The organism is Heyndrickxia sp. FSL W8-0496 (genome assembly GCF_038007825.1).
Classification (GTDB): Bacteria; Bacillota; Bacilli; order Bacillales; family Bacillaceae_C; genus Heyndrickxia; species Heyndrickxia oleronia.
The window spans coordinates 2,363,015-2,382,436 of the sequence record NZ_JBBOXX010000001.1; the positions used below are offsets into that span (position 1 = coordinate 2,363,015).

Here is a 19,422-nt window from a genome sequence, read left to right on the forward strand (position 1 = left end):
AAGAAACTTATGTGGCTCAGCTTTATTGTAGCTGGGATCATGCTATTGTCAATTATTGGGCGAATATTCGGAGGCTAAGGAGGTTTTATGTATGGACAACGGAAATGCTGTTTATTATAGTCGTGTTTTAACTGAACTTACTTTATCGTTCCACATTATATACGCTACAATCGGTGTCGGCGTTCCGTTGATGATTATGATTGCACAGTGGGTTGGCATAAAGAAGAATGATGAGCACTATATCTTGCTAGCAAGACGTCTTGCACGTGGATTTGTTATTACAGTAGCAGTTGGTGTTGTAACTGGAACGGCTATTGGGCTTCAATTATCTCTATTATGGCCAAATTTCATGCAACTAGCAGGTAATGTGATCGCTTTGCCCCTTTTTATGGAGACATTTGCCTTTTTCTTTGAAGCTATCTTCCTAGGCATTTATTTATACACGTGGGATCGATTCGAAAATCAAAAAAAGCATTTGCTTTTACTAATCCCGGTAGCCATTGGTGCATCCATGTCTGCTGTGTTCATTACGATTGTGAATGCTTTTATGAATGCACCACAAGGGTTTGATGGAGTAAATGGTCAACTAGTGAATATTAAACCTGTTCTCGCCATGCTGAATCCAGCAATGCCAACAAAAGTAGGACATGTTCTTGTTACTGCTTATATGACTTCTGCATTTGTATTAGCTGCAATTGCAGCATTTAGAATATTAAAAGGTTCTGTACATATTTACTATAAAAAAGCCTTATTCTTATATATGAAATTAGGTCTAGTATTTTCGGTAGCTACTTTAGTTATAGGAGATTTTTCTGCAAAATATTTAGTGGAATACCAACCTGAAAAACTTGCCACTGCAGAATGGCATTTTGAAACAGAAAAAGGAGCTCCGCTAAAATTATTTGGTGTAATCAATGGGGAGGAAGTGAAATATGCCATTAAAGTTCCTTATGCTTTAAGTATATTAGCCCATACGAACCCAGTAGCTGAGGTAACAGGGTTAAATGAATTTCCAAAAGATGAAACCCCCCTTTTATATATTCATTACTTATTTGACACGATGGTTATGATTGGAACATTTATGATCGTATTTTCTGCTATATTTGTATTTGGTAAAATCAAGAAATGGAAATTTATCTCTTCAAATTGGTTTCGTTGGATCATCGTAGCCGGTGGCCCATTATCAATTATTGCTTTGGAAGCGGGCTGGTGGCTCGCAGAGGTGGGGCGTCAACCTTGGATCTTGTATAAATATATGAAGGTGGCTGATGCAGCTACAACAAGTGAACATGTTGATCTTATGCTGATGCTCTTTTGTCTATTATATTTAGTTCTTGGAATTGGAAGTGTAGTTGTCTTACTTCGTATGTTCCGAAAAAATCCAATTGAAAAAGAAATTGCCGATCGACAAGCTGATAGGAGTGGTGCTGGATTATGAATTTAGAAATATTAGGTATATCAGTATTGTGGCTATTCTTATTTGGTTATGTCATTATTGGATCCATTGATTTCGGAGCAGGCTTTTTTAATGCATATAGTGTTCTAACGGGGCGCCAGCATATACTAACACATATTATCCAACGTTATCTATCACCTGTTTGGGAGATAACCAATGTATTTTTAGTTTTTTTCTTCGTTGGAACTGTAGGTTTTTTTCCAAAAACTGCTTTTTACTATGGTACAACCCTACTGGTACCAGCAAGTATTGGGATAATCTTATTATCCATTCGAGGAAGTTATTATGCTTTTGAATCATATGGTTCACGGGGACATAAGGGCTACTCATTTATGTATGGTGTGGCTGGATTATTATTACCTGCTGCATTATCTGTTGTATTGACTATCTCTGAAGGCGGCTTTATATCCCTGCAAAATGGACAGCCGGTTTTAGATTACTGGGGATTGTTTACTAGTCCTTTAACATGGAGTATAGTCGTTCTTGCAATTGCAGCAGTTCTTTATATTTCAGCCGTTTTTTTAACCTGGTATGCAAATAAAGCTAATGATGTTGGAGCGACAAATTTACTTAGGAAATATGCCTTAATATGGGCCATACCTTTAGTTATTGCAGTGATTGGTATTATGGTGGAATTACGGAGGCACAATCCAGATCACTATGCACGAATGGTTGAAGTATGGTACTTATTCGTAATATCTGCAATTATGTTTGTCATTACAGTATGGCTCATTTGGCAACGTAAAAATTATGGGATGGCATTAACGTTATTAGTGGGGCAATTTGCATTTGCTTTTTTCGCTTATGGCGTATCCCATTACCCTTTTTTGCTTTACCCACACTTAACCTTGTATGATTCGTTTACGAACAAGGCGATGGCGATTGCACTGGTCATTGCTTTTATTGCAGGTTTTTGTTTGTTAATTCCTTCATTATATCTAGTTCTTAAATTATTTCTATTTGATAAGGATTATATAAGAGGAAAAGAAAATGGTCATGTATAGGGGAGGAGTCTAAATGGAAAAAATATTAATTTTCTATGCGCCATTTATCATCGTTGCTCTCTCAATTATTAGCGCGTTTATCATAGGGTTAAAAGATAGTCCTGTGAAAAATGATGAATGATCGTTATTTAGTTATAAGTAATATGAATAAATTGGAACGTGCCAAAAGCCTGCATTGATAGTCCTTCAATGTAGGCTTCTTTAGGATACGGTTTGCGAATACTAATTTATCTGTATATGTAGCCTTATTTAGACTTTTGATACTGAAGAATTTTTAATAGACATGAAATAGTTGTGAGGTGACTCGTTTCATGTATTGTTGAAAAATTGAAAACCTCATCAAATGTATTTAATTTTAATGGTCCGATTTCTACCGGTGTATCCAAATGTTTAGCGAATGTGCTAGAAGCTATATCTGAAAGATTAGAGAGTTGGTTTGATAGGTAATTGACTAGTTCATCTTTTGTTGGCGGGATCTCAGTCCAATCAGATGGCTTACTGCCTGGTTTGAAAAGTTGTGTATAGTTTTCTGGAAGGCTAGATATGTTCAGTTGGCCCAAAGAGAGAAAATAATTATGAGATAAGATAATATGTCCAATATTCCATCTTATCGAATTGGTGAAAGGTTCCGGTATAATATCGAAAAGTTCTTCAGGAATCGATTGCACCTGTTGAATGAGCGAATGACGTATTGTTACTGCAGAACTTAATAATACATTTGACATAATCATCAACCTCCATAAATTTAAATATTCGCGTCAAAAATAAAAGGTTATCATGACCTCTATGGTTAATCAATGCATATTATTTAATAATTATGATAAAAATTAAAATTAATTAACTTTAGAAATTTTATTATGCTGACCGAGTGTTACAGTTTATAAAACAATTAAGGGCTGGTGTTTATTTTGACTGGGTTACTCTTTTTCATTGTTGCAATTTTTTGTGTAGCGATTTTTATCGATCGAAAATGGAAGAAAATAAATAATAATTTTCACTTTTACAATTGCAATAAATTATACGAAAAAAAAAGCCTTGTATAAAAGGGAAATTAAGAAGGATTGTAGAATGTAAGGTTTAGGTGATTAGTTATTCCATTAAATAAAGGAGTAGAATGATGAATGAAACGTTTAATCTTAAATTAAATGCATATTTACTGCTTCTAATTATACCGATCTCTATCGTGGGATATTATTTTGCTGTCGAGAAAGAAAATTTATTTTTTGTATATGAATGGATGCTTACAGTTTTTGTCATCACATTAATGTTGTATTCTATTAAAAATGTTCTAATGATCAGAAATAGCTTAATATGGGTGGCTATTTCCATATTCGTTTTTTTAATTCAATTTGCGGTGTTCGCATTATTTTTAGGGCCACTCTCAAACTTTGCAATGATTATTGTTTACTATCTTGCTGCAATCATTTCGTTTATTGTTTATGTGATTACATTGATAAAAAGTAATAAAATGAGAATGGTACCTATCATTTTCATCTTCATCACAGGAATCTTTACTTTTTATATGGTGTTTATAAATGCAATGTGGGGAAATGGTTTTTAATAGAGAATTAGTAAAAATAAGTGGTTAAATTGAAAAGCCGAAGTAGGTATTTCAAAATGAACAAACTATAAGAAAACAACTTTAGTATTCGACGAGATTATGAAACTAAAATACTATTAATGAGGTTAATGAATGAATGATCAACTAAACTTTCATACTAATTTCACAAATGATCCAAATAAACGGGAAAAATTATATCCACTTTTTGAGAAGATATTTGGCATTAAAACAAGCTTGCTTGAAGATTTTTACAATAGAGGTTTATGGAATGATCAATATGTACCCTATACATACTTCGATGGTGAGCAAGCGGTCGCGAATGCTTCTATATTCCCACTGGATATGCAAATAAATGGAGTACGTAAAAAATGTGTGGGTATTCAATCGGTTATGACGGACCCAGTTTATCGAGGAAGAGGGCTGATGAAAGATCTATTCAAGAAAATATTAGTAGATATTGATAAACAGTATGAATTTGCTCTTTTGTTCACCGAAAGCCCATCACTTTATACTCCATTTGGTTTCCATGTTGTCAAGCAATATTATTTTAAAATAGAGTATAATCATGTACCTTTTAATCCTCCACCTAAAATGAAAAATTTGAATCTTTTCAATCAGGAGGATGTAAATATTTTAATGAATATCTTTCCACATAAAGAGGCTCTATCAAAGAAATTTGCTCCTCTTACATATGAACATGCACTTTATTTTAACTTTTACAGTCCAAATTTAAATCAAAAATTTTATTATATTAAGGAATTAAATACAATCATCGTATTTGAAGTAAGCAACGGGGTATGTCGAGTATTCGATATAGTAAGTGAAACGATTCCTGCAATAGAAGAATTATGTGCTTTCATACCATTTCCGTTTCACACGATTGAATTCTACTTTTCTCCTGATGTATTCATGCTTCCGCATGTAGAGGAAATCGAATACAATACTGAAAATCATTTAATGATTAGAGGTCAGCTCCTTTTGCATGGTGAATCTTTTATGATGCCATTAACTGCTGAATTCTAAAAATTAGAAAGTATGTATGAAAGGATAAATCTGATGAAAAAAAGAGGAATATTTTTATTATTAACAATAGTCGTTTCGATTGGTTTATACACCTTCTATTCATTTGTGAATCAAGATCTAGATTATAGTAAGCTTTCAGTCGATGAATTAATGAAATTAGCACAAAAAGAGGATGCAGAGGCTCAAGCACTATTAGGAGCTTATTTTGAACAGGGGATTAAAGTGAAGAAGAACATAAATGAAAGCCTGAAGTGGAACATAAAAAGTGCGAATAATGGCAATACAACAGCGATGGTTAATTTAGGTTATATGTATGGCAATGGAATTGGTGTCAAAAAAGATCACAAAAAGGCTTTTGAGTGGAACTTATTGGCAGCAAAAAAAGGTGATCCGAGTGCTATGTTCAATGTTGGCAAAAAATATGAATTGGGCGCAGGTGTGGAAATGAATAAGGAAAAATCTGATTATTGGTTAAATCAAGCGAGACAAAAAAGAGATCATTTTTAATAAGTCACTATTATATGAACGGCAATTTTCATATAGTTTGATTGCCTGTATAATGCCCAGTTCCCTTTGTAAAGAAGGGCAGACTGGATAGTAAATATTTATGACTATGAAGATTTGTTGGTCATGTTAGATTCTTATGCTTGTTTTCCTTGTAACAATAGAGTAAAATGGGTGCGTAAAGAAGCTATAATCATCATTAACTACTAAAATGAGAAAGGAGGCAATAAGCAATGGATTCTGTTTTCGTTATGTCACAATTTGGAGAAATGGTAAAAGCACCAAGATTGTTAGGGGATTTGCTAGTAAAGGGATTAGTCTGCCCTTTTTTAAGCAAACTTCATATCGAAAACAGCTGTCGGATGCTTTTTGCTCCTTAATTGAAAATATCAATAGATTTAATGAGTTGACATGATCATAATATTTTGGACGCCAGCTGTTTAGGCGTCCTTTTGTGTTTTTGACGATTATTTCTTTCTGGATACAAAGCTTATTAAATTATGTGATAGACGCCGATATATTCGGCGTCTTTTTTTTATGGGCTTATTTAAAGAGTCTTTAATGTTTTTGGATAAAGCTCTTTGGAAGAACAATATTACAAGAATGAGTGTGAAAAAATGTTACTACAACTAAATGGGATTGATAAGTATTACTCAGGGGAGCAGATACTTTCTAATATATCGATGAAAATTGAAGCTGGAGAAAAGATAGGGTTAGTTGGAGTCAATGGTGCAGGAAAATCAACCTTATTAAAAATCATCGCTGGAGAAATTCCTTATGATAAAGGAGAAATCCACATAAAAAAGGAAACAAAAATCGGCTATCTTCGTCAAGATAGCGGTCTGCGAGATAAGCTGACCATTTGGAATGAAATGATGAGCGTTTTTGATCATTTACTTCAAGTTGAAAAAGAACTTCGTGAGCTTGAGGGCATGATGGCAAATCCAGCAATTATGACAGATTCAAACGAGTACGAAAAAACGATGAATCGTTATGCCAACAAATCAGATTGGTTTATGCAGAATGATGGGTATGAAAAAGAAGCAAAAATTCATAGAATCTTAAACGGAATGGGTTTTAGTGATATTTCAACTAGTACACAAATAAATACGTTAAGTGGAGGGCAAAAAACAAGATTAGCATTAGCCAAAATATTACTTCAACAGCCTGACTTACTTATATTAGATGAGCCAACCAACCATCTAGATTTACAAACCTTAACATGGTTAGAGAATTATTTACATTCATATGTAGGAACGATCCTGATCGTTTCTCATGATCGATACTTTTTAGATTCCCTTGTAACCTCAATCTATGAAATTGAGCGCACAGAAGCTCGCAGATATGTGGGTAATTATTCAAAATATGTTGAAAGTAAAGAGAAGGATCAAGAAATTCTATCGAAGAAATATGTTAAACAACAGGAAGATATAGAAAAAATGGAAAATTATATTCAACGAAACATCGTTCGGGCCACATCATCCAAAAGTGCAAAAAATAAACGGAAGCAGCTTGAAAGAATTAAACGAGTAGATAAACCTCTTGGAGATTTAAAGAAAACAAAACTATCTTTTCCAATCGAAAAAAAGTCACATAAAGAAGTAATAGATGTAAAGGACCTATCTCTTTTTGCTGATAAAGAAAATAGCTATTCTTTAATAAAGAATATTACTTTTCAAATGCAAAGCGGGGATAAAGTTGCATTAATTGGACCCAATGGTATTGGAAAATCAACATTGATTAAAAAATTAGTCAATGATACACACACAAGTGAGGAAATTAAATGGGGGAATGAAGTTAAGATTGGCTATTATGATCAAGAACAAGCTACTTTGAACTCCAGGGAGAGCATACTTCAAGAGGTTTGGACTAACTTTCCTCACGAAGAAGAAGCGAAAATTCGTACAATACTTGGGAATTTCTTATTTAACGGCGAAGATGTTTTTAAGAAAATTTCCGCGCTAAGTGGTGGTGAGAAAGCTCGGGTTGCACTTACTAAACTAATGCTGGAAAAGGCAAATGTACTATTACTAGATGAACCGACGAATCATTTAGATTTGTTTACTAAAGAGATATTGGAAACAGCATTATTGAATTATGAGGGTACCATATTTTTTATTTCACATGATCGATATTTTATTAATAAGCTAGCAACTAGAATCTTAGAACTTCATCCAACAGGAGTCACTAATTACAATGGTAATTATGATGATTATATACGAAGTAAATCTCATTCTAAAAAAGTCGAATCAATCGATTAATCAAATAGAAAGTAAGATGGAGAGAATTCAAGTGGATTGGAGAGGTCCTCCAGTGATTCTATATCATTAGGAATCTATTTGACTATGATTAATGTGAGATTAGCAAATAGAAAATGTTTAGTGAATAATAATCCAAACAATTTATTTAATTACAGGAAAGAGGAATCTGAATATGTCAAAGGATAATCAAGTTGCCGTCGTTACAGGAGCAGGTAGTGGTATTGGTAGAGCTACAAGCATTAAATTAGCAGTAAATGGGTATAAAGTTGTTCTTGTAGATTTTAATCAAGTGACGGGAGAAGAAACACTTAACCTAATTCGTAATGAAGGAGGAGAGTGTATTTTCGTCAAAGCGGATGTTTCAAATCAAGATGATGTACAAGCCTATGTTAAAAAAACTGTTGATATATATGGACGTATTGATGTATTTTTCAATAATGCTGGTATCATTCAAAAATTTGCACCGTTTACAACGGTTGAATTAGAGGAATATGAGCGGATTATGGATATTAATGTAAAGGGTGTATTTCTTGGTATGAAATATGTGATCCCTATAATGCTTGAACAAGGGAGAGGCTCAATTATTAATACGGCATCATCTGCTGGAATTCGTCCAGAGCACAGTATTGCAGTTTATTCTGCAAGTAAGCATGCGGTTATTGGATTAACAAAGGGAGCAGCAATTGAATATGCAAATAAGGGAATTCGAATTAATGCAGTATGTCCAGGTGGGATCGTAACTCCATTATTTAAAAGCGTAGGAGAAACATTAGAAAAAACAGGATATGTTCCCGAAGAAATGTCGCCTATGCGCATGGGACGTCATGGTGAACCTGAGGAGGTAGCAGAAGCTGTTTTATTCCTAGCTTCTGATAAAGCTAGCTTTATGTCAGGCTCTATCGTATCAGTAGATGGTAGTTTAACTGTATAGAAAAGATCGAGGAAGATTGGTATAAAATAATGCATGTAACGTATGTTTAAAATGATATGAAGTAACAATTAAATTTTGATTCTATCATCCCACTAGAAATTACTTCCAGTGGGATCTTCTTTGATTAAGAATCATTGAATGGCATTTTAAATACGTTTTTAATAATTAATCATAGGAAAAAATCCAAACAATTTTGTTGTAAATTTCCCTTAAAGTAAAGGAAATAAACCCGTTTTTTAATAAGTATTGAAACTAAATCTATTAAAACGTATAATGAAATGATTCATCAAGGATAGACTAAGGTGGTACGTATGAAAAAAAGGTTAATAGATATTTTGTTTCTAATTGTTGGTGCATTTATATTTGCATTAGCTGTCAATCTTTTTGTAATTCCCAATGATTTAGGTGAAGGTGGAGTTACAGGGACAACGATTATACTTTATTATCTTTTTCAATGGAGTCCAGGACTGATAAACTTTGTTCTTAATTTATTATTATTGCTTGTTGGATATAAGTTTTTGAACAAAACGACAACGATTTATACAATTATTGCGGTTGTATTTAACTCCTTATTCCTTCACTTAACTGAACATTGGAGAATTGATTCCAATGAACTATTTGTTAATGCCATTTTCGGAGGGATATTTGCTGGAGTTGGTATTGGAATGATTATCCGAGTAGGTGGAACGACAGCTGGATCAACTATTTTAGCTCGAATTACACATAAATATCTTGGGTGGAGCATTAGTTATGGCTTGCTCTTTTTTGATTTAATTGTTGCTTTCTCTTCCTATTTTATCATTGGTGTTGAAAAACTGATGTTGACAATTATCATGCTATATATTGGTACAAAAGTGATGGAATTTGTCATTGAAGGTGTAAACCCGAAAAAGGCGGTTACCATCATTTCAAACCAACCTGATTTAATTGCCCAGCAAGTAATTACTCTTATGGACAGAGGTGTGACAGTATTTTCAGGACATGGGTATTATACGAAAAATCAAAAAGATATACTTTATATTGTCATTAGTAAGCAAGAGGTAGTGAAGCTAAAAAGAATCGTAAAAAAAGTGGATTTAAATGCGTTTATAGCAATTCATGATGTCCGAGATGTATTTGGTGAAGGATTTATTGATATTTCAAAAGCATAAGGTTTATGAAAGTTGATTCGAGGAAAAATTCCTGAGTCAGTTTTTTTATTTTAATAGATGTTCATTACGGTTATTTATTAAACAACATTAAACAATTAGTTAGAATTATTCATGTCCACAAACTTGTCATATAGAAATAGTTTGTGAATGGAGATTTTTAAAAGTATAATAGAGTGAATTAATAGAATATTAAATTATTCAGAAAGGGGAAGTTGTAAGTGAACAATATTACGAAAGATAGACAATTAACACATGAAGTATCTATTGATGCGCCTCTGGATCTAGTGTGGCATGCATGGACAATTTCGAGTAGAGTTTCAGAATGGTTTGCCCCTGAGACTGTGATTGAACCTGAAATTGGTGGTGCATATGAGTTATATTTCGTGCCTGGTAATAAAGAGGGTATGAATACAAAGGGATGTAAAGTTCTTCATCTTGCTCATCAGAAGGAATTGCATTTTTCCTGGAAGGGTCCTGACCAATTTAATGAAGTGATGAATAATAATGAATTGACTGTTGTTAAAGTAAGCTTTCAAACGATTGAGGAAGATAAAACTTCTGTTAAGGTTATTCATGATGGTTTCAAAGATACAAATGAATGGTCAGAGGCATTTCAATGGCATCAAATGGCTTGGGTACAGGTACTCAATAGTTTAAAGGCAGCTATCGAAAAAGGTGAAGGCGAATTGTGTTGTCAGCCTGAGTAATGTAATTAAAAAAATTTGATTTACTATTGACAATTCCTTTTTTATGGATATAATTTTAATTAACAAATCGTTAATTAAAGAGAAGGGTTACCAAATGTCAAATGAAGAAGCATTAAGACAATATGATATCAAAAAATTTCGCACACCTGATGGTTATACTTCAGATATCGCTGTATTTACAATTGTTTCCAAACAAGTAGCTGAATACAAACCACCCCTTATGCAATTAAAGCTTATGCTAATAAAACGATCAAAGCTTAATGCGGAAGGACAATTAAATATTGAAGCTGAGAAATGGGCTTTACCGGGTGGGTTTGTACAAGAGAATGAATCTGCATTGGAGGCAGCGGCGCGTGAACTGGAGGAAGAAACAGGGGTAAAAGGTATTCACATAAAGCATTTTGGCGTGTACGATCAACCTGGAAGAGACCCGCGGGGCTGGATTATTTCGAATGCTCATTATGCAATTGTCCCTGAGCAATACTTATCTACACGTCAAGCAAATGATGATGCAGCAGAAGTAGAACTATTCTCCTTAGAAGAAATATTTCGAATTGAATTAGCTTTCGATCATAAACAAATAATTCAGGATGCCATAAAACAAATAACAGGCGATTTACTTCAAACAACAGTTGCCAAAAATTTTTTACCGAAGTATTTTACTTATTCTGAGCTTCAAGCTTTATTATTAACAGTAACGGACGATCCTGCAATTGCAAGTGATCAAAGCTTTGCAAGAAAAATAAAATCCCTTCCGTTTATAAAGCCAGTTGTAGGTCAGAAAACACAAAGAACGTCAAAAATCCCTACTCAATTATATGAATTTATTGAGATGGATATAGTCAAACCTATTTATACAGCAAGATATTAATTTTTACAGGTGGGTTAATACAGCTTAACCCACATATTGATTTTTTTTAATATTTATAATTAACAACTTGTTAAATAAAAGGAGGCTTTTATCATGAAAAAAGCGTTAATTCAAATTGATTATACAAACGATTTTGTTTCTGAGGATGGGGCATTAACCTGTGGTCGACCAGGTCAATTAATAGAACAGGCAGTTGCTGACATAACGAGTACATTTATTGCAAATAATGATTTTGTGGTCTTTGCAATTGATATTCATGAGAGAAATGATAAATATCATCCAGAGAATAAGCTTTTTCCACTTCATAATCTTAAAGGTACAAAGGGAAGAGAATTATATGGGAAAGTAAATGAAATTTATCAACATAATAAACAAAAGAACCATGTATACTGGATGAACAAAACAAGGTATTCGGCATTTGCAGGTACTGATTTAGAAATAAAATTAAGGGAACGATGTATAACAGATCTACATTTAGTAGGAGTATGTACAGATATATGTGTCCTTCACACTGCTATCGATGCTTATAATAAAGGCTTTCAACTTACCGTCCATGAGGATTGTGTGGCCAGCTTCAACCAATTAGGTCATCATTGGGCGTTAGAACATTTCAAACATACATTAGGAGCTAATGTGATTTAATAGGAGGAATAAATATGTATAAATATAAGGATGATAGCTATGCATTACACACTGATTTGTATCAAATTAATATGGCAGAAACATATTGGAGAGATGGAATCCATTTGAAAAAGTCTGTCTTTGAGGTATATTTTCGTAAAATGCCTTTTGGAAATGGCTATGCTGTATTTGCTGGCTTGGAGAAGGTCATTGATTACTTGAATCACTTCCATTTTTCAGAAACAGATATTCAATATTTAAGAGAAGAAGGTTATCAGGAAGATTTTCTCAGTTATTTAAAAACCTTGCGATTCACTGGAACGATGCGAGCAATGACTGAAGGAGAGATTATATTTGCAAATGAACCATTAATTCGTATCGAGGCACCGCTTATCGAAGCTCAATTAATAGAAACGGTCATTTTAAATATTGTGAACTATCAAACGCTTATAGCAACTAAAGCCTCAAGAATCAAACAAGTAATTGGTGAACAAGTAGCAATGGAATTTGGTACAAGAAGGGCGCAGGAAATGGATGCTGCTATTTGGGGAACACGAGCAGCTTATATCGGAGGATTTGAGGCAACCTCAAATGTACGAGCAGGTAAATTATTTGATATTCCTATTTCAGGAACCCATGCCCATTCTATGATTCAAGCATACCAAGATGAATATGTGGCGTTTCATAAATACGCAATGACGCATAAAGATTGTGTATTTTTAGTAGACACATACGATACGTTAAAATCAGGAGTTCCAAATGCAATTAGAGTAGCTAAAGAACTAGGTGATAAAATCAATTTTAAAGGGATTCGCTTAGACAGTGGAGATTTAGCATTTCTATCTAAAAAAGCGAGAGAAATGTTAGATCAAGCTGGATTTAAGCAAGCGAAAATTATTGCCTCCAATGACCTTGATGAGAATACCATTATGAATCTAAAGGCACAAGGAGCAAAAATTGATATTTGGGGAATTGGAACGAAGCTTATTACCGCCTATGATCAGCCTGCATTAGGCGCTGTATATAAACTAGTCTCCATAGAGGATGAGCATAAAAATATGGTTGATACGATTAAAATTAGTGGAAATCCAGAGAAAGTCTCTACACCTGGGCTTAAGAGGGTTTATAGAATTATCAATAAAACAAATAGGAAATCCGAAGGTGACTATATTGCATTAGATCATGAGAATCCACAGGAAGAAAAGAGACTTAAAATGTTTCATCCTGTTCACACATTTATTAGTAAGTTCGTAACAAATTTCGAGGCAAGAGAACTTCATCATTTGATTATTCAAGATGGACAATTGGTTTATGAAGCACCTTCACTTCAACAAGTTCAGAAAATGGTTAAAGAAAATTTAAAACTATTATGGGATGAATATAAGCGTCCATTAAATCCAGAGGAATACCCAGTGGACTTAAGTCAAGAATGCTGGAATCATAAAATGAATAAAATTCATGAAGTGAAAGAAGAAATGAATAAACGTTTAAATATTCAGGGGGAATAATTGTGGGGAAAATTGGAATATATGGATCTTCATTTGATCCAATCACAAATGTTCATTTATGGACAGCAAGTACTGTTGCACACCGATGTAAATTAGATAAGGTAATTTTTCTGCCATGCTCAAATAAGCGGAAGGACAAACAAATGAATACAGAGGATGAACACCGCTGGAACATGGTTCAATTAGCTATTAAAGATAATGAACGATTTATTGCAGATAATTATGAAATGCTACAAGAGGCTTGGAAAATCTCAACGTATGAAACATTAAAATACTTTAAACAAAAATATAAAAATGATGAAATATATTTTATAATGGGGGCCGATCTTCTTATTGATATAGGAGACGGCCGTTGGGGAAATTCTGAATTACTTGTGAAAGAAAATAAATTTATTGTAATGGCACGTGATGGCATTGATATGGTAAAGGCAATTAGCAAATCTCCCATTCTACGAAATAATGATGATGAAAATACATTTCATTTAATTGATAAGGGATTGGCCATGGAAATTAGTTCAACTTATATTAGAGAGGAATTTAAATTAGGTGGAGAACCAAGATATTTATTACCAGGAAAATGTTATGAATATTGTATCAATCACGATTTATATAAATAATATTAATTGTTTGCAGTAATATTTTTATTTACAGGCTGTTTTCGTATAGTTTGTAGCATTTGTAAAAGCCTAGCTTCCGGCTTTTGCTCATATAAACAGGTTCTGTGTTCTTATGATTTTTATTCTTTTAATCCCTACTTAAATAGCAACAAGATTTGGTAAAAGAGTCTTGTTAAAAAAGGATGATTATTGAGGGACTAGCCACAAAAATAATCATCCTTTCTAAAATTAGAGAATAAGCTTGATTGCAGTAATACAGAGACCAATAATAAAACCACAAATAGCTCCATTCACCCTAATCCATTGAAGATCTTTGCCCACATTATTCTCAATCATGTTAATTAACATTTCATCATCCAGTTTATCCAGGTTTTCCTGGACAAGCTTCCCTATTTTTGAATGGTTGACTTCAATTAAGTTTGTAATTTGTGTATGTAACCAGGTTTCGATAGATGCAATTTTTCGTTCATCATTACTATAATTATCCAATATTCCATATAACAAGGGAAAGAGGGATTCATCCCAAAACTTATCTTCATGAATATAAGCAATTGCTCTATGTCTAAAACTTTCGATCATTCCTTCTAATTGGTCATGTGGGTTCCATTTAGAAAGAATAGCATCCTTTAATCCCTCTATTTCATTAATCAATTGCTCGTTATTTTTTAGATTATCTAACCCGGAGTGAATGGATTGTAGAAGTTTTTCACGGTTTTCACTATCCTGATGTTTTAGGTCATTCATAATATTCTTCAACAGGGTTTGAATAATTTTCCCGAGTTTTTCTTCATTTACTAAGCTTTGGAAAGACTTTAAAGCAAATTGTAAAAATCCATCCAACTCAATTTTATTCAGAGCTTTGATTGCTGCACTCCCAAGTTGGATTTTACTCTCTTCTTTTGCTACCCAGCTTTCTGCTTGCTCCAATAGGTAGTCCAATGCTTTATGATCATATTGTCGATCTTCAATTAGTTTAACTATGTTTGGAAGCAAGGTTTTTACCTTATAGGAATGAATATAATTTTTTATCTGTTCAATAATGACTGGAATAAATTTTGTTAGATCTATATGTTTAATTATTTTTTCAATTAAAGAGAGAATTCCTTTTTTAAATCTTTCAGAATACATCTCTTTTTTTGCTACGGCTAATAGCTTTACTGTCAACTGTATGTTTTTAAGTTTATTTACTATACTTTCTTTCGAAAGCCAGTCATTTTCAATTGTAGAAACGAGAGCTTTCGTTATACGTTTTCGGTTTTTTGATAATAAAGAGGTATGTGGTATAGGTATTCCTAATGGATGCCTAAAAAGAGCTGTGACCGCAAACCAGTCTGCTAAACCACCGACGATTCCAGCTTCAAAACCACCTTGTAGCAATCCTAAAAATGGGTTGGAATGCTCAAAGGGGAGGGTGGCTATAAAACCAATTCCCATAACTGCAAGCGATGTTCTCGCTAAATACTTAGAATTTTTCACCATAATCAATCATCCTTTTACTGCCTAATACTTATTTACAATATGTAATTAAGAGCTATTAATAAAAACATTTTAATGCTTATTGCAGATAAATGGAAGAATGATGTATAAAAATAAACATATTATGTTAACTTAAATCAGCTTTTTTCTAATTATTTAAAGTATGTAAAACTGAAATTACAATTTAAACGTACTCCAACCATTCGTCATTAAAGAATGGTTAAGATATATGTTCTCGGTTGTCGAATATCATTCTTTAAAAAAATCAGCTAATAAAGGCATACAAATATCTATTTAAGCTCCTTGTTCATAATACGGTTATGTAATTTTGAGAGTAATAATAGAGAAAGGATCGCACCAATAAAAGTTAATGACATATCCCACTGTGAATCCCAAACATCCCCTTGAGTTGCAAGGAAACTTTTTGCCGATCTTCCAACTATCTTAGCAACAAGCCATTCTATTATTTCATACATCGCTGAAATAGCAAGAATGATGGATAAAGTAATACAAATCAGCCATTTTGAAGGCTTTATACATGTACTCCTAAGAAGAAGCTCGCGGATCACAATAATAAAACTTCCTTTTGCAAAGTGGCCAAAACGATCATAATTATTTCGCTGTAAATGAAATTCCTCTTTTAACCAACTGAATAGTGGTACATCGGCATATGTGTAATGCCCACCAATAAACATAAGAACAACTAAAATAGTGATAATTAAATAGGAAAGCGTTGTTAATCGGAATCGGGTATAGGTAAAAAGGAGAACCAATAGACCGATGATCGCAGGTGAAACTTCAAGCATCCATGTAAAATAGTCATTAGCCTGAATGACAGACCATAGAAGAAAAATGATGATAATAATGAATAAAAAGAAGTGGGATAATTTTACGTTTTTCATTTATCAAAATATCTCCTTTTTGCATAGTGTTACCATCTATCTATTCAAATTATGCGAGGGAGTTAAAAACGGATTTAATAAGTATTTGAATAATTTTAATGTTTGATAAATTTAAGCGTTATTGTATAGTAGTAGGATAAAGGGGTGAGTGAAGTGGTTAGTAATAGGAAAATGAAAAAGTTGGAAAATAATCATATAATTATTATTTCTATTGCTACAGCGCTTTGCTTAATCGGCGATTCAATGCTGTATATCACGTTGCCAATTTATTGGAAAGACGCAGGATTAACATCTATATGGCAAGTAGGTTTTTTGTTATCAATTAATCGCTTTGTACGATTACCTGCGAATCCGATCATAGGATGGATTTATAAAAAAATCACCTTAAGAACCGGTCTTTTAATTGCTGTTATTATTGGATCTATAACGACCGTTGGATATGGAGTAGTAGAAGGCTTTATCGGATGGGTTATTTTACGAGGGTTATGGGGGATCGCATGGTCATTCTTTCGAATTGGTGGTTTATCAGCAGTTGTTTTGTTTGCTGAAGATAATAGTAGGGGCAAGGCGATGGGATTATATAATGGGCTTCATCGCTTAGGTAGTTTATTTGGTATGTTATTAGGCGGAATTCTTGTTCCATTATTTGGCTTTAATATTATTTCCATTTTATTTGGCATTGTATCAGTTGTAGGTTTACCTATCATACTTTTTAGATTAAAAGAACAACCGATTTCATCTGAAACTGTGCCTAAAAAATCTACAAATAAAGGTTTCTTTAAAAATGACATCGGATCCACTATAACCATTATGTTTAGCGGTTTTTTTATTGCCATGCTAATACAGGGGATTTTAACAGCTACATTAAGTAGCTTAATCGAGTACCATTTCGGTGAAAAACCTTCTTTATTAGGAATTGTGATTAGTGTAACGGCTTTATCTGGTATCATTCAATCAGCACGGTGGGTATGGGAACCATTTCTAGGTACGAAGGTTGGCATATGGTCTGATGGAAAAAGAGGAAGGATTCCACTTTATATCGGTTTCTTAGCTCTTTCGTCGATATTATTCGGCATGCTTTCCTTACACCTACCCATTTTAGTATGGTTATTCATCATCCTGCTCGTAATGGCTGCTTCTACAGCTATAACTACTTTAACAGACGCTATTGCGAGTGATGTAGCGAGGGCAACGAATGCTATTTCCTTTTTGACGATTTACTCGATTGTCCAAGATTTAGGAGCCGCAATCGGTCCATTCACTGGTTATTATTTTATTGAAAAAGTAAACGGATATTATTATTTATATTGGGGAAGTTCCATTGTTTTACTCTTATTAATGCTCGCATGGTGTAGCATATTTTTGTATAAAAAATTAACTAGTAATCAAGTGATACATACAGATGGTTTAGGTAAATAGATGGTTAATAGAGCGGAGGGAGTAAATAAATGATGATGAACTCAATTCAAGCTGTATTTATTGATCGTGATGGAACCATTGGAGGGAACGATCAAGCGATTTTTCCTGGAGAATTCGAAATGTATCCATATGTAGAAAAAGCACTTGAACAATTACGAAGCAGTGGTTTAAAGATTTATGCATTAACTAATCAGCCAGGGGTTAGTAGGGGAGAAGTTAATAAAGAGGATTTCGAAATAGAATTAAAAAAGTTCGGTTTTGATAAAATCTATCTTTGTCCTCATGAACAACTTGAAGGGTGTAGATGTAGAAAGCCTTCACCAGGTATGTTAATGGCTGCTGCCAAAGAAAATGACTTGGATTTAAGAAAATGTATGGTTATCGGAGATCGATGGACAGATATGCTTGCTGCGGATTTGGCTGGATGTATGAAAATCCTCGTAAAAACTGGTGCAGGAATGAACGAATATCAAAAATATAAAAATGCTGAGTTTTTTGGAAGATGGGCAGAAGTTTCACCTAATTATATAGCAGAAGATTTGCGAGATGCAGTGAATTGGATCATGAAATGAGTAGTGGCTGGAACAGTCATTAAACTAGCAAAGCGGGAAGCAAAGAACCTGTATTCTCGACTTCCCCCTTATTGCTCCAAGTGAGCATTAAATTTTCTTAATTTTAGACAAATCCCCACTGCATAGTGTATCAAGATTATCAAAAATTTTACAGGCTGGCCAATCCCACCATTTAATAGTAAGAAGATAATCGATGAGCTCATCATCAAATCTTTTTTTTATAAATATGCAGGGATTCCCGCCTGCAATATGGTAAGGGGGAATATCTTTTGAAACGACAGAATTGGCAGCAATAATTGCTCCATCACCAATATGCACACCGGGCATTACGGTGACATTTTGACCAATCCACACATCATTTCCGATTACAGTGTCACCTTTTAGTGGTAAGTCTGATAGTGAAGGAGTTGATTTCTCCCAGCCATTGCCCATAATGTTAAATGGATAGGTAGTGACACTGCACATTCGATGATTTGCACCATTCATTATAAATTCAATACCCTTTGCAATAGCGCAAAATTTTCCGATAAACAGTTTATCACCAATAAATTCATAGTGATGTGTGACATGCTCTTCAAATTTTTCAGCACCATTCATATCATCATAATATGTGTAGTCACTGACAATAATATTTGGACGTGTTATAACGTTTTTAATAAAGCATATACTTTTAATTGCTTTATTTGGGTAGATGGCATTAGGATCGGGTCCATATTGCATATAAAAATCACTCCTTTGCATTATATAGATTGCAAGAATACAGCGTATTACTTGATATACCCTTCTAATTTTTATTACTCACAAACTATACGAAAACAGCTTTTAATAAGTGTAAATT

Annotated in this window: 21 protein-coding genes; 17 read left to right on the forward strand and 4 right to left on the reverse strand. The window is 33.5% G+C overall.

All coding sequences use genetic code 11. From position 1 onward, the window contains the following. Positions 1-91: 91 nt before the first annotated feature. The 3 genes from NST63_RS11925 to cydS are packed head-to-tail and all read left to right on the forward strand — an operon-like array spanning position 92 to position 2,581. Positions 92-1,438, forward strand: a complete 1,347-nt coding sequence (locus tag NST63_RS11925; RefSeq protein WP_341042214.1) for a cytochrome ubiquinol oxidase subunit I — start codon at positions 92-94, stop codon at positions 1,436-1,438. Continuing rightward, positions 1,435-2,460, forward strand: coding sequence for a cytochrome d ubiquinol oxidase subunit II (locus tag NST63_RS11930; RefSeq protein ID WP_071974872.1), 1,026 nt, complete (start codon positions 1,435-1,437; stop codon positions 2,458-2,460). The genes NST63_RS11925 and NST63_RS11930 overlap by 4 nt, the downstream gene beginning before the upstream one ends. 13 nt (positions 2,461-2,473) lie before the next feature. Then, on the forward strand, positions 2,474-2,581 hold the full coding sequence (gene cydS, locus NST63_RS27775; RefSeq protein ID WP_390883542.1) for a cytochrome bd oxidase small subunit CydS: 108 nt from the start codon (positions 2,474-2,476) through the stop codon (positions 2,579-2,581). Between the two features lie 124 nt (positions 2,582-2,705). On the opposite strand, the gene NST63_RS11935 is transcribed toward cydS, so the two are convergent. After that, positions 2,706-3,185 (reverse strand): DinB family protein, encoded by a 480-nt coding sequence (locus tag NST63_RS11935; protein ID WP_341042215.1) that lies wholly within the window; start codon positions 3,183-3,185, stop codon positions 2,706-2,708. Between the two features lie 392 nt (positions 3,186-3,577). Here NST63_RS11935 and NST63_RS11940 point away from each other — a divergent pair, with 392 nt between their 5' ends. The 12 genes from NST63_RS11940 (at position 3,578) to nadD (ending at position 14,215) form a co-directional block, all read left to right on the forward strand. Next, positions 3,578-4,021 carry a hypothetical protein gene (locus tag NST63_RS11940; RefSeq protein ID WP_071974870.1) on the forward strand — a complete coding sequence of 148 codons (444 nt, stop codon included), beginning with the start codon at positions 3,578-3,580 and terminating at the stop codon, positions 4,019-4,021. A 132-nt stretch (positions 4,022-4,153) separates the two neighbouring features. After that, entirely contained in the window at positions 4,154-5,044 is an 891-nt protein-coding gene (locus tag NST63_RS11945) for a GNAT family N-acetyltransferase (protein ID WP_341042216.1), read from the forward strand. A gap of 33 nt (positions 5,045-5,077) precedes the next feature. Beyond that, a complete protein-coding gene (locus NST63_RS11950) occupies positions 5,078-5,551 on the forward strand; it encodes a tetratricopeptide repeat protein (RefSeq protein WP_071974868.1) in 474 nt (157 codons plus the stop codon). A 230-nt stretch (positions 5,552-5,781) separates the two neighbouring features. Next, complete coding sequence (locus NST63_RS11955) at positions 5,782-5,928, forward strand: hypothetical protein (protein ID WP_212945292.1); 147 nt, start codon at positions 5,782-5,784, stop codon at positions 5,926-5,928. A gap of 237 nt (positions 5,929-6,165) precedes the next feature. Continuing rightward, the gene (locus tag NST63_RS11960; RefSeq protein WP_341042219.1) at positions 6,166-7,809 is read left to right on the forward strand and encodes an ABC-F family ATP-binding cassette domain-containing protein; all 1,644 of its coding nucleotides are present in this window, start codon (positions 6,166-6,168) and stop codon (positions 7,807-7,809) included. Positions 7,810-7,981: 172 nt separating this feature from the next. Further along, positions 7,982-8,740 (forward strand): SDR family NAD(P)-dependent oxidoreductase, encoded by a 759-nt coding sequence (locus NST63_RS11965; protein WP_212945294.1) that lies wholly within the window; start codon positions 7,982-7,984, stop codon positions 8,738-8,740. Between the two features lie 311 nt (positions 8,741-9,051). After that, entirely contained in the window at positions 9,052-9,891 is an 840-nt protein-coding gene (locus NST63_RS11970) for a YitT family protein (RefSeq protein ID WP_212945295.1), read from the forward strand. Positions 9,892-10,109: 218 nt separating this feature from the next. Next, positions 10,110-10,598, forward strand: coding sequence for an SRPBCC family protein (locus NST63_RS11975; protein ID WP_212945296.1), 489 nt, complete (start codon positions 10,110-10,112; stop codon positions 10,596-10,598). A 94-nt stretch (positions 10,599-10,692) separates the two neighbouring features. Beyond that, positions 10,693-11,469, forward strand: coding sequence for an NUDIX hydrolase (locus NST63_RS11980; RefSeq protein ID WP_341042221.1), 777 nt, complete (start codon positions 10,693-10,695; stop codon positions 11,467-11,469). A gap of 93 nt (positions 11,470-11,562) precedes the next feature. Beyond that, on the forward strand, positions 11,563-12,111 hold the full coding sequence (locus NST63_RS11985) for a cysteine hydrolase family protein (protein ID WP_341042222.1): 549 nt from the start codon (positions 11,563-11,565) through the stop codon (positions 12,109-12,111). Positions 12,112-12,125: 14 nt separating this feature from the next. Next, on the forward strand, positions 12,126-13,598 hold the full coding sequence (locus NST63_RS11990) for a nicotinate phosphoribosyltransferase (protein ID WP_341042223.1): 1,473 nt from the start codon (positions 12,126-12,128) through the stop codon (positions 13,596-13,598). Between the two features lie 2 nt (positions 13,599-13,600). Continuing rightward, positions 13,601-14,215, forward strand: coding sequence for a nicotinate (nicotinamide) nucleotide adenylyltransferase (nadD, locus tag NST63_RS11995; RefSeq protein ID WP_341042224.1), 615 nt, complete (start codon positions 13,601-13,603; stop codon positions 14,213-14,215). A gap of 228 nt (positions 14,216-14,443) precedes the next feature. On the opposite strand, the gene NST63_RS12000 is transcribed toward nadD, so the two are convergent. Both NST63_RS12000 and NST63_RS12005 read right to left on the reverse strand, forming a co-directional pair. Further along, complete coding sequence (locus tag NST63_RS12000; RefSeq protein WP_341042225.1) at positions 14,444-15,694, reverse strand: DUF445 domain-containing protein; 1,251 nt, start codon at positions 15,692-15,694, stop codon at positions 14,444-14,446. Positions 15,695-15,981: 287 nt separating this feature from the next. After that, on the reverse strand, positions 15,982-16,593 hold the full coding sequence (locus NST63_RS12005) for a DUF2238 domain-containing protein (RefSeq protein WP_212945302.1): 612 nt from the start codon (positions 16,591-16,593) through the stop codon (positions 15,982-15,984). Between the two features lie 153 nt (positions 16,594-16,746). On the opposite strand from NST63_RS12005, the gene NST63_RS12010 reads away from it, so the two are divergent. Together NST63_RS12010 and NST63_RS12015 are read left to right on the forward strand one after the other, a co-directional pair. Further along, positions 16,747-18,012, forward strand: coding sequence for an MFS transporter (locus NST63_RS12010; protein ID WP_341042227.1), 1,266 nt, complete (start codon positions 16,747-16,749; stop codon positions 18,010-18,012). Between the two features lie 35 nt (positions 18,013-18,047). Continuing rightward, a complete protein-coding gene (locus NST63_RS12015; protein WP_212945369.1) occupies positions 18,048-18,584 on the forward strand; it encodes an HAD-IIIA family hydrolase in 537 nt (178 codons plus the stop codon). Positions 18,585-18,671: 87 nt separating this feature from the next. On the opposite strand, the gene NST63_RS12020 is transcribed toward NST63_RS12015, so the two are convergent. Next, positions 18,672-19,304: a Vat family streptogramin A O-acetyltransferase gene (locus NST63_RS12020; RefSeq protein WP_341042229.1), complete on the reverse strand. Its 633-nt coding sequence runs from the start codon at positions 19,302-19,304 to the stop codon at positions 18,672-18,674. Positions 19,305-19,422: the final 118 nt, after the last annotated feature.

Coding starts and splice junctions, on each gene's coding strand:
- NST63_RS11925 (WP_341042214.1), top strand. CDS start 92: ATGGACAACGGAAATGCTGTTTATTATAGTCGTGTTTTAACTGAACTT.
- NST63_RS11930 (WP_071974872.1), top strand. CDS start 1,435: ATGAATTTAGAAATATTAGGTATATCAGTATTGTGGCTATTCTTATTT.
- cydS (WP_390883542.1), top strand. CDS start 2,474: ATGGAAAAAATATTAATTTTCTATGCGCCATTTATCATCGTTGCTCTC.
- NST63_RS11935 (WP_341042215.1), bottom strand. CDS start 3,185: ATGTCAAATGTATTATTAAGTTCTGCAGTAACAATACGTCATTCGCTC.
- NST63_RS11940 (WP_071974870.1), top strand. CDS start 3,578: ATGAATGAAACGTTTAATCTTAAATTAAATGCATATTTACTGCTTCTA.
- NST63_RS11945 (WP_341042216.1), top strand. CDS start 4,154: ATGAATGATCAACTAAACTTTCATACTAATTTCACAAATGATCCAAAT.
- NST63_RS11950 (WP_071974868.1), top strand. CDS start 5,078: ATGAAAAAAAGAGGAATATTTTTATTATTAACAATAGTCGTTTCGATT.
- NST63_RS11955 (WP_212945292.1), top strand. CDS start 5,782: ATGGATTCTGTTTTCGTTATGTCACAATTTGGAGAAATGGTAAAAGCA.
- NST63_RS11960 (WP_341042219.1), top strand. CDS start 6,166: ATGTTACTACAACTAAATGGGATTGATAAGTATTACTCAGGGGAGCAG.
- NST63_RS11965 (WP_212945294.1), top strand. CDS start 7,982: ATGTCAAAGGATAATCAAGTTGCCGTCGTTACAGGAGCAGGTAGTGGT.
- NST63_RS11970 (WP_212945295.1), top strand. CDS start 9,052: ATGAAAAAAAGGTTAATAGATATTTTGTTTCTAATTGTTGGTGCATTT.
- NST63_RS11980 (WP_341042221.1), top strand. CDS start 10,693: ATGTCAAATGAAGAAGCATTAAGACAATATGATATCAAAAAATTTCGC.
- NST63_RS11985 (WP_341042222.1), top strand. CDS start 11,563: ATGAAAAAAGCGTTAATTCAAATTGATTATACAAACGATTTTGTTTCT.
- NST63_RS11990 (WP_341042223.1), top strand. CDS start 12,126: ATGTATAAATATAAGGATGATAGCTATGCATTACACACTGATTTGTAT.
- NST63_RS12000 (WP_341042225.1), bottom strand. CDS start 15,694: ATGGTGAAAAATTCTAAGTATTTAGCGAGAACATCGCTTGCAGTTATG.
- NST63_RS12005 (WP_212945302.1), bottom strand. CDS start 16,593: ATGAAAAACGTAAAATTATCCCACTTCTTTTTATTCATTATTATCATC.
- NST63_RS12015 (WP_212945369.1), top strand. CDS start 18,048: ATGAACTCAATTCAAGCTGTATTTATTGATCGTGATGGAACCATTGGA.
- NST63_RS12020 (WP_341042229.1), bottom strand. CDS start 19,304: ATGCAATATGGACCCGATCCTAATGCCATCTACCCAAATAAAGCAATT.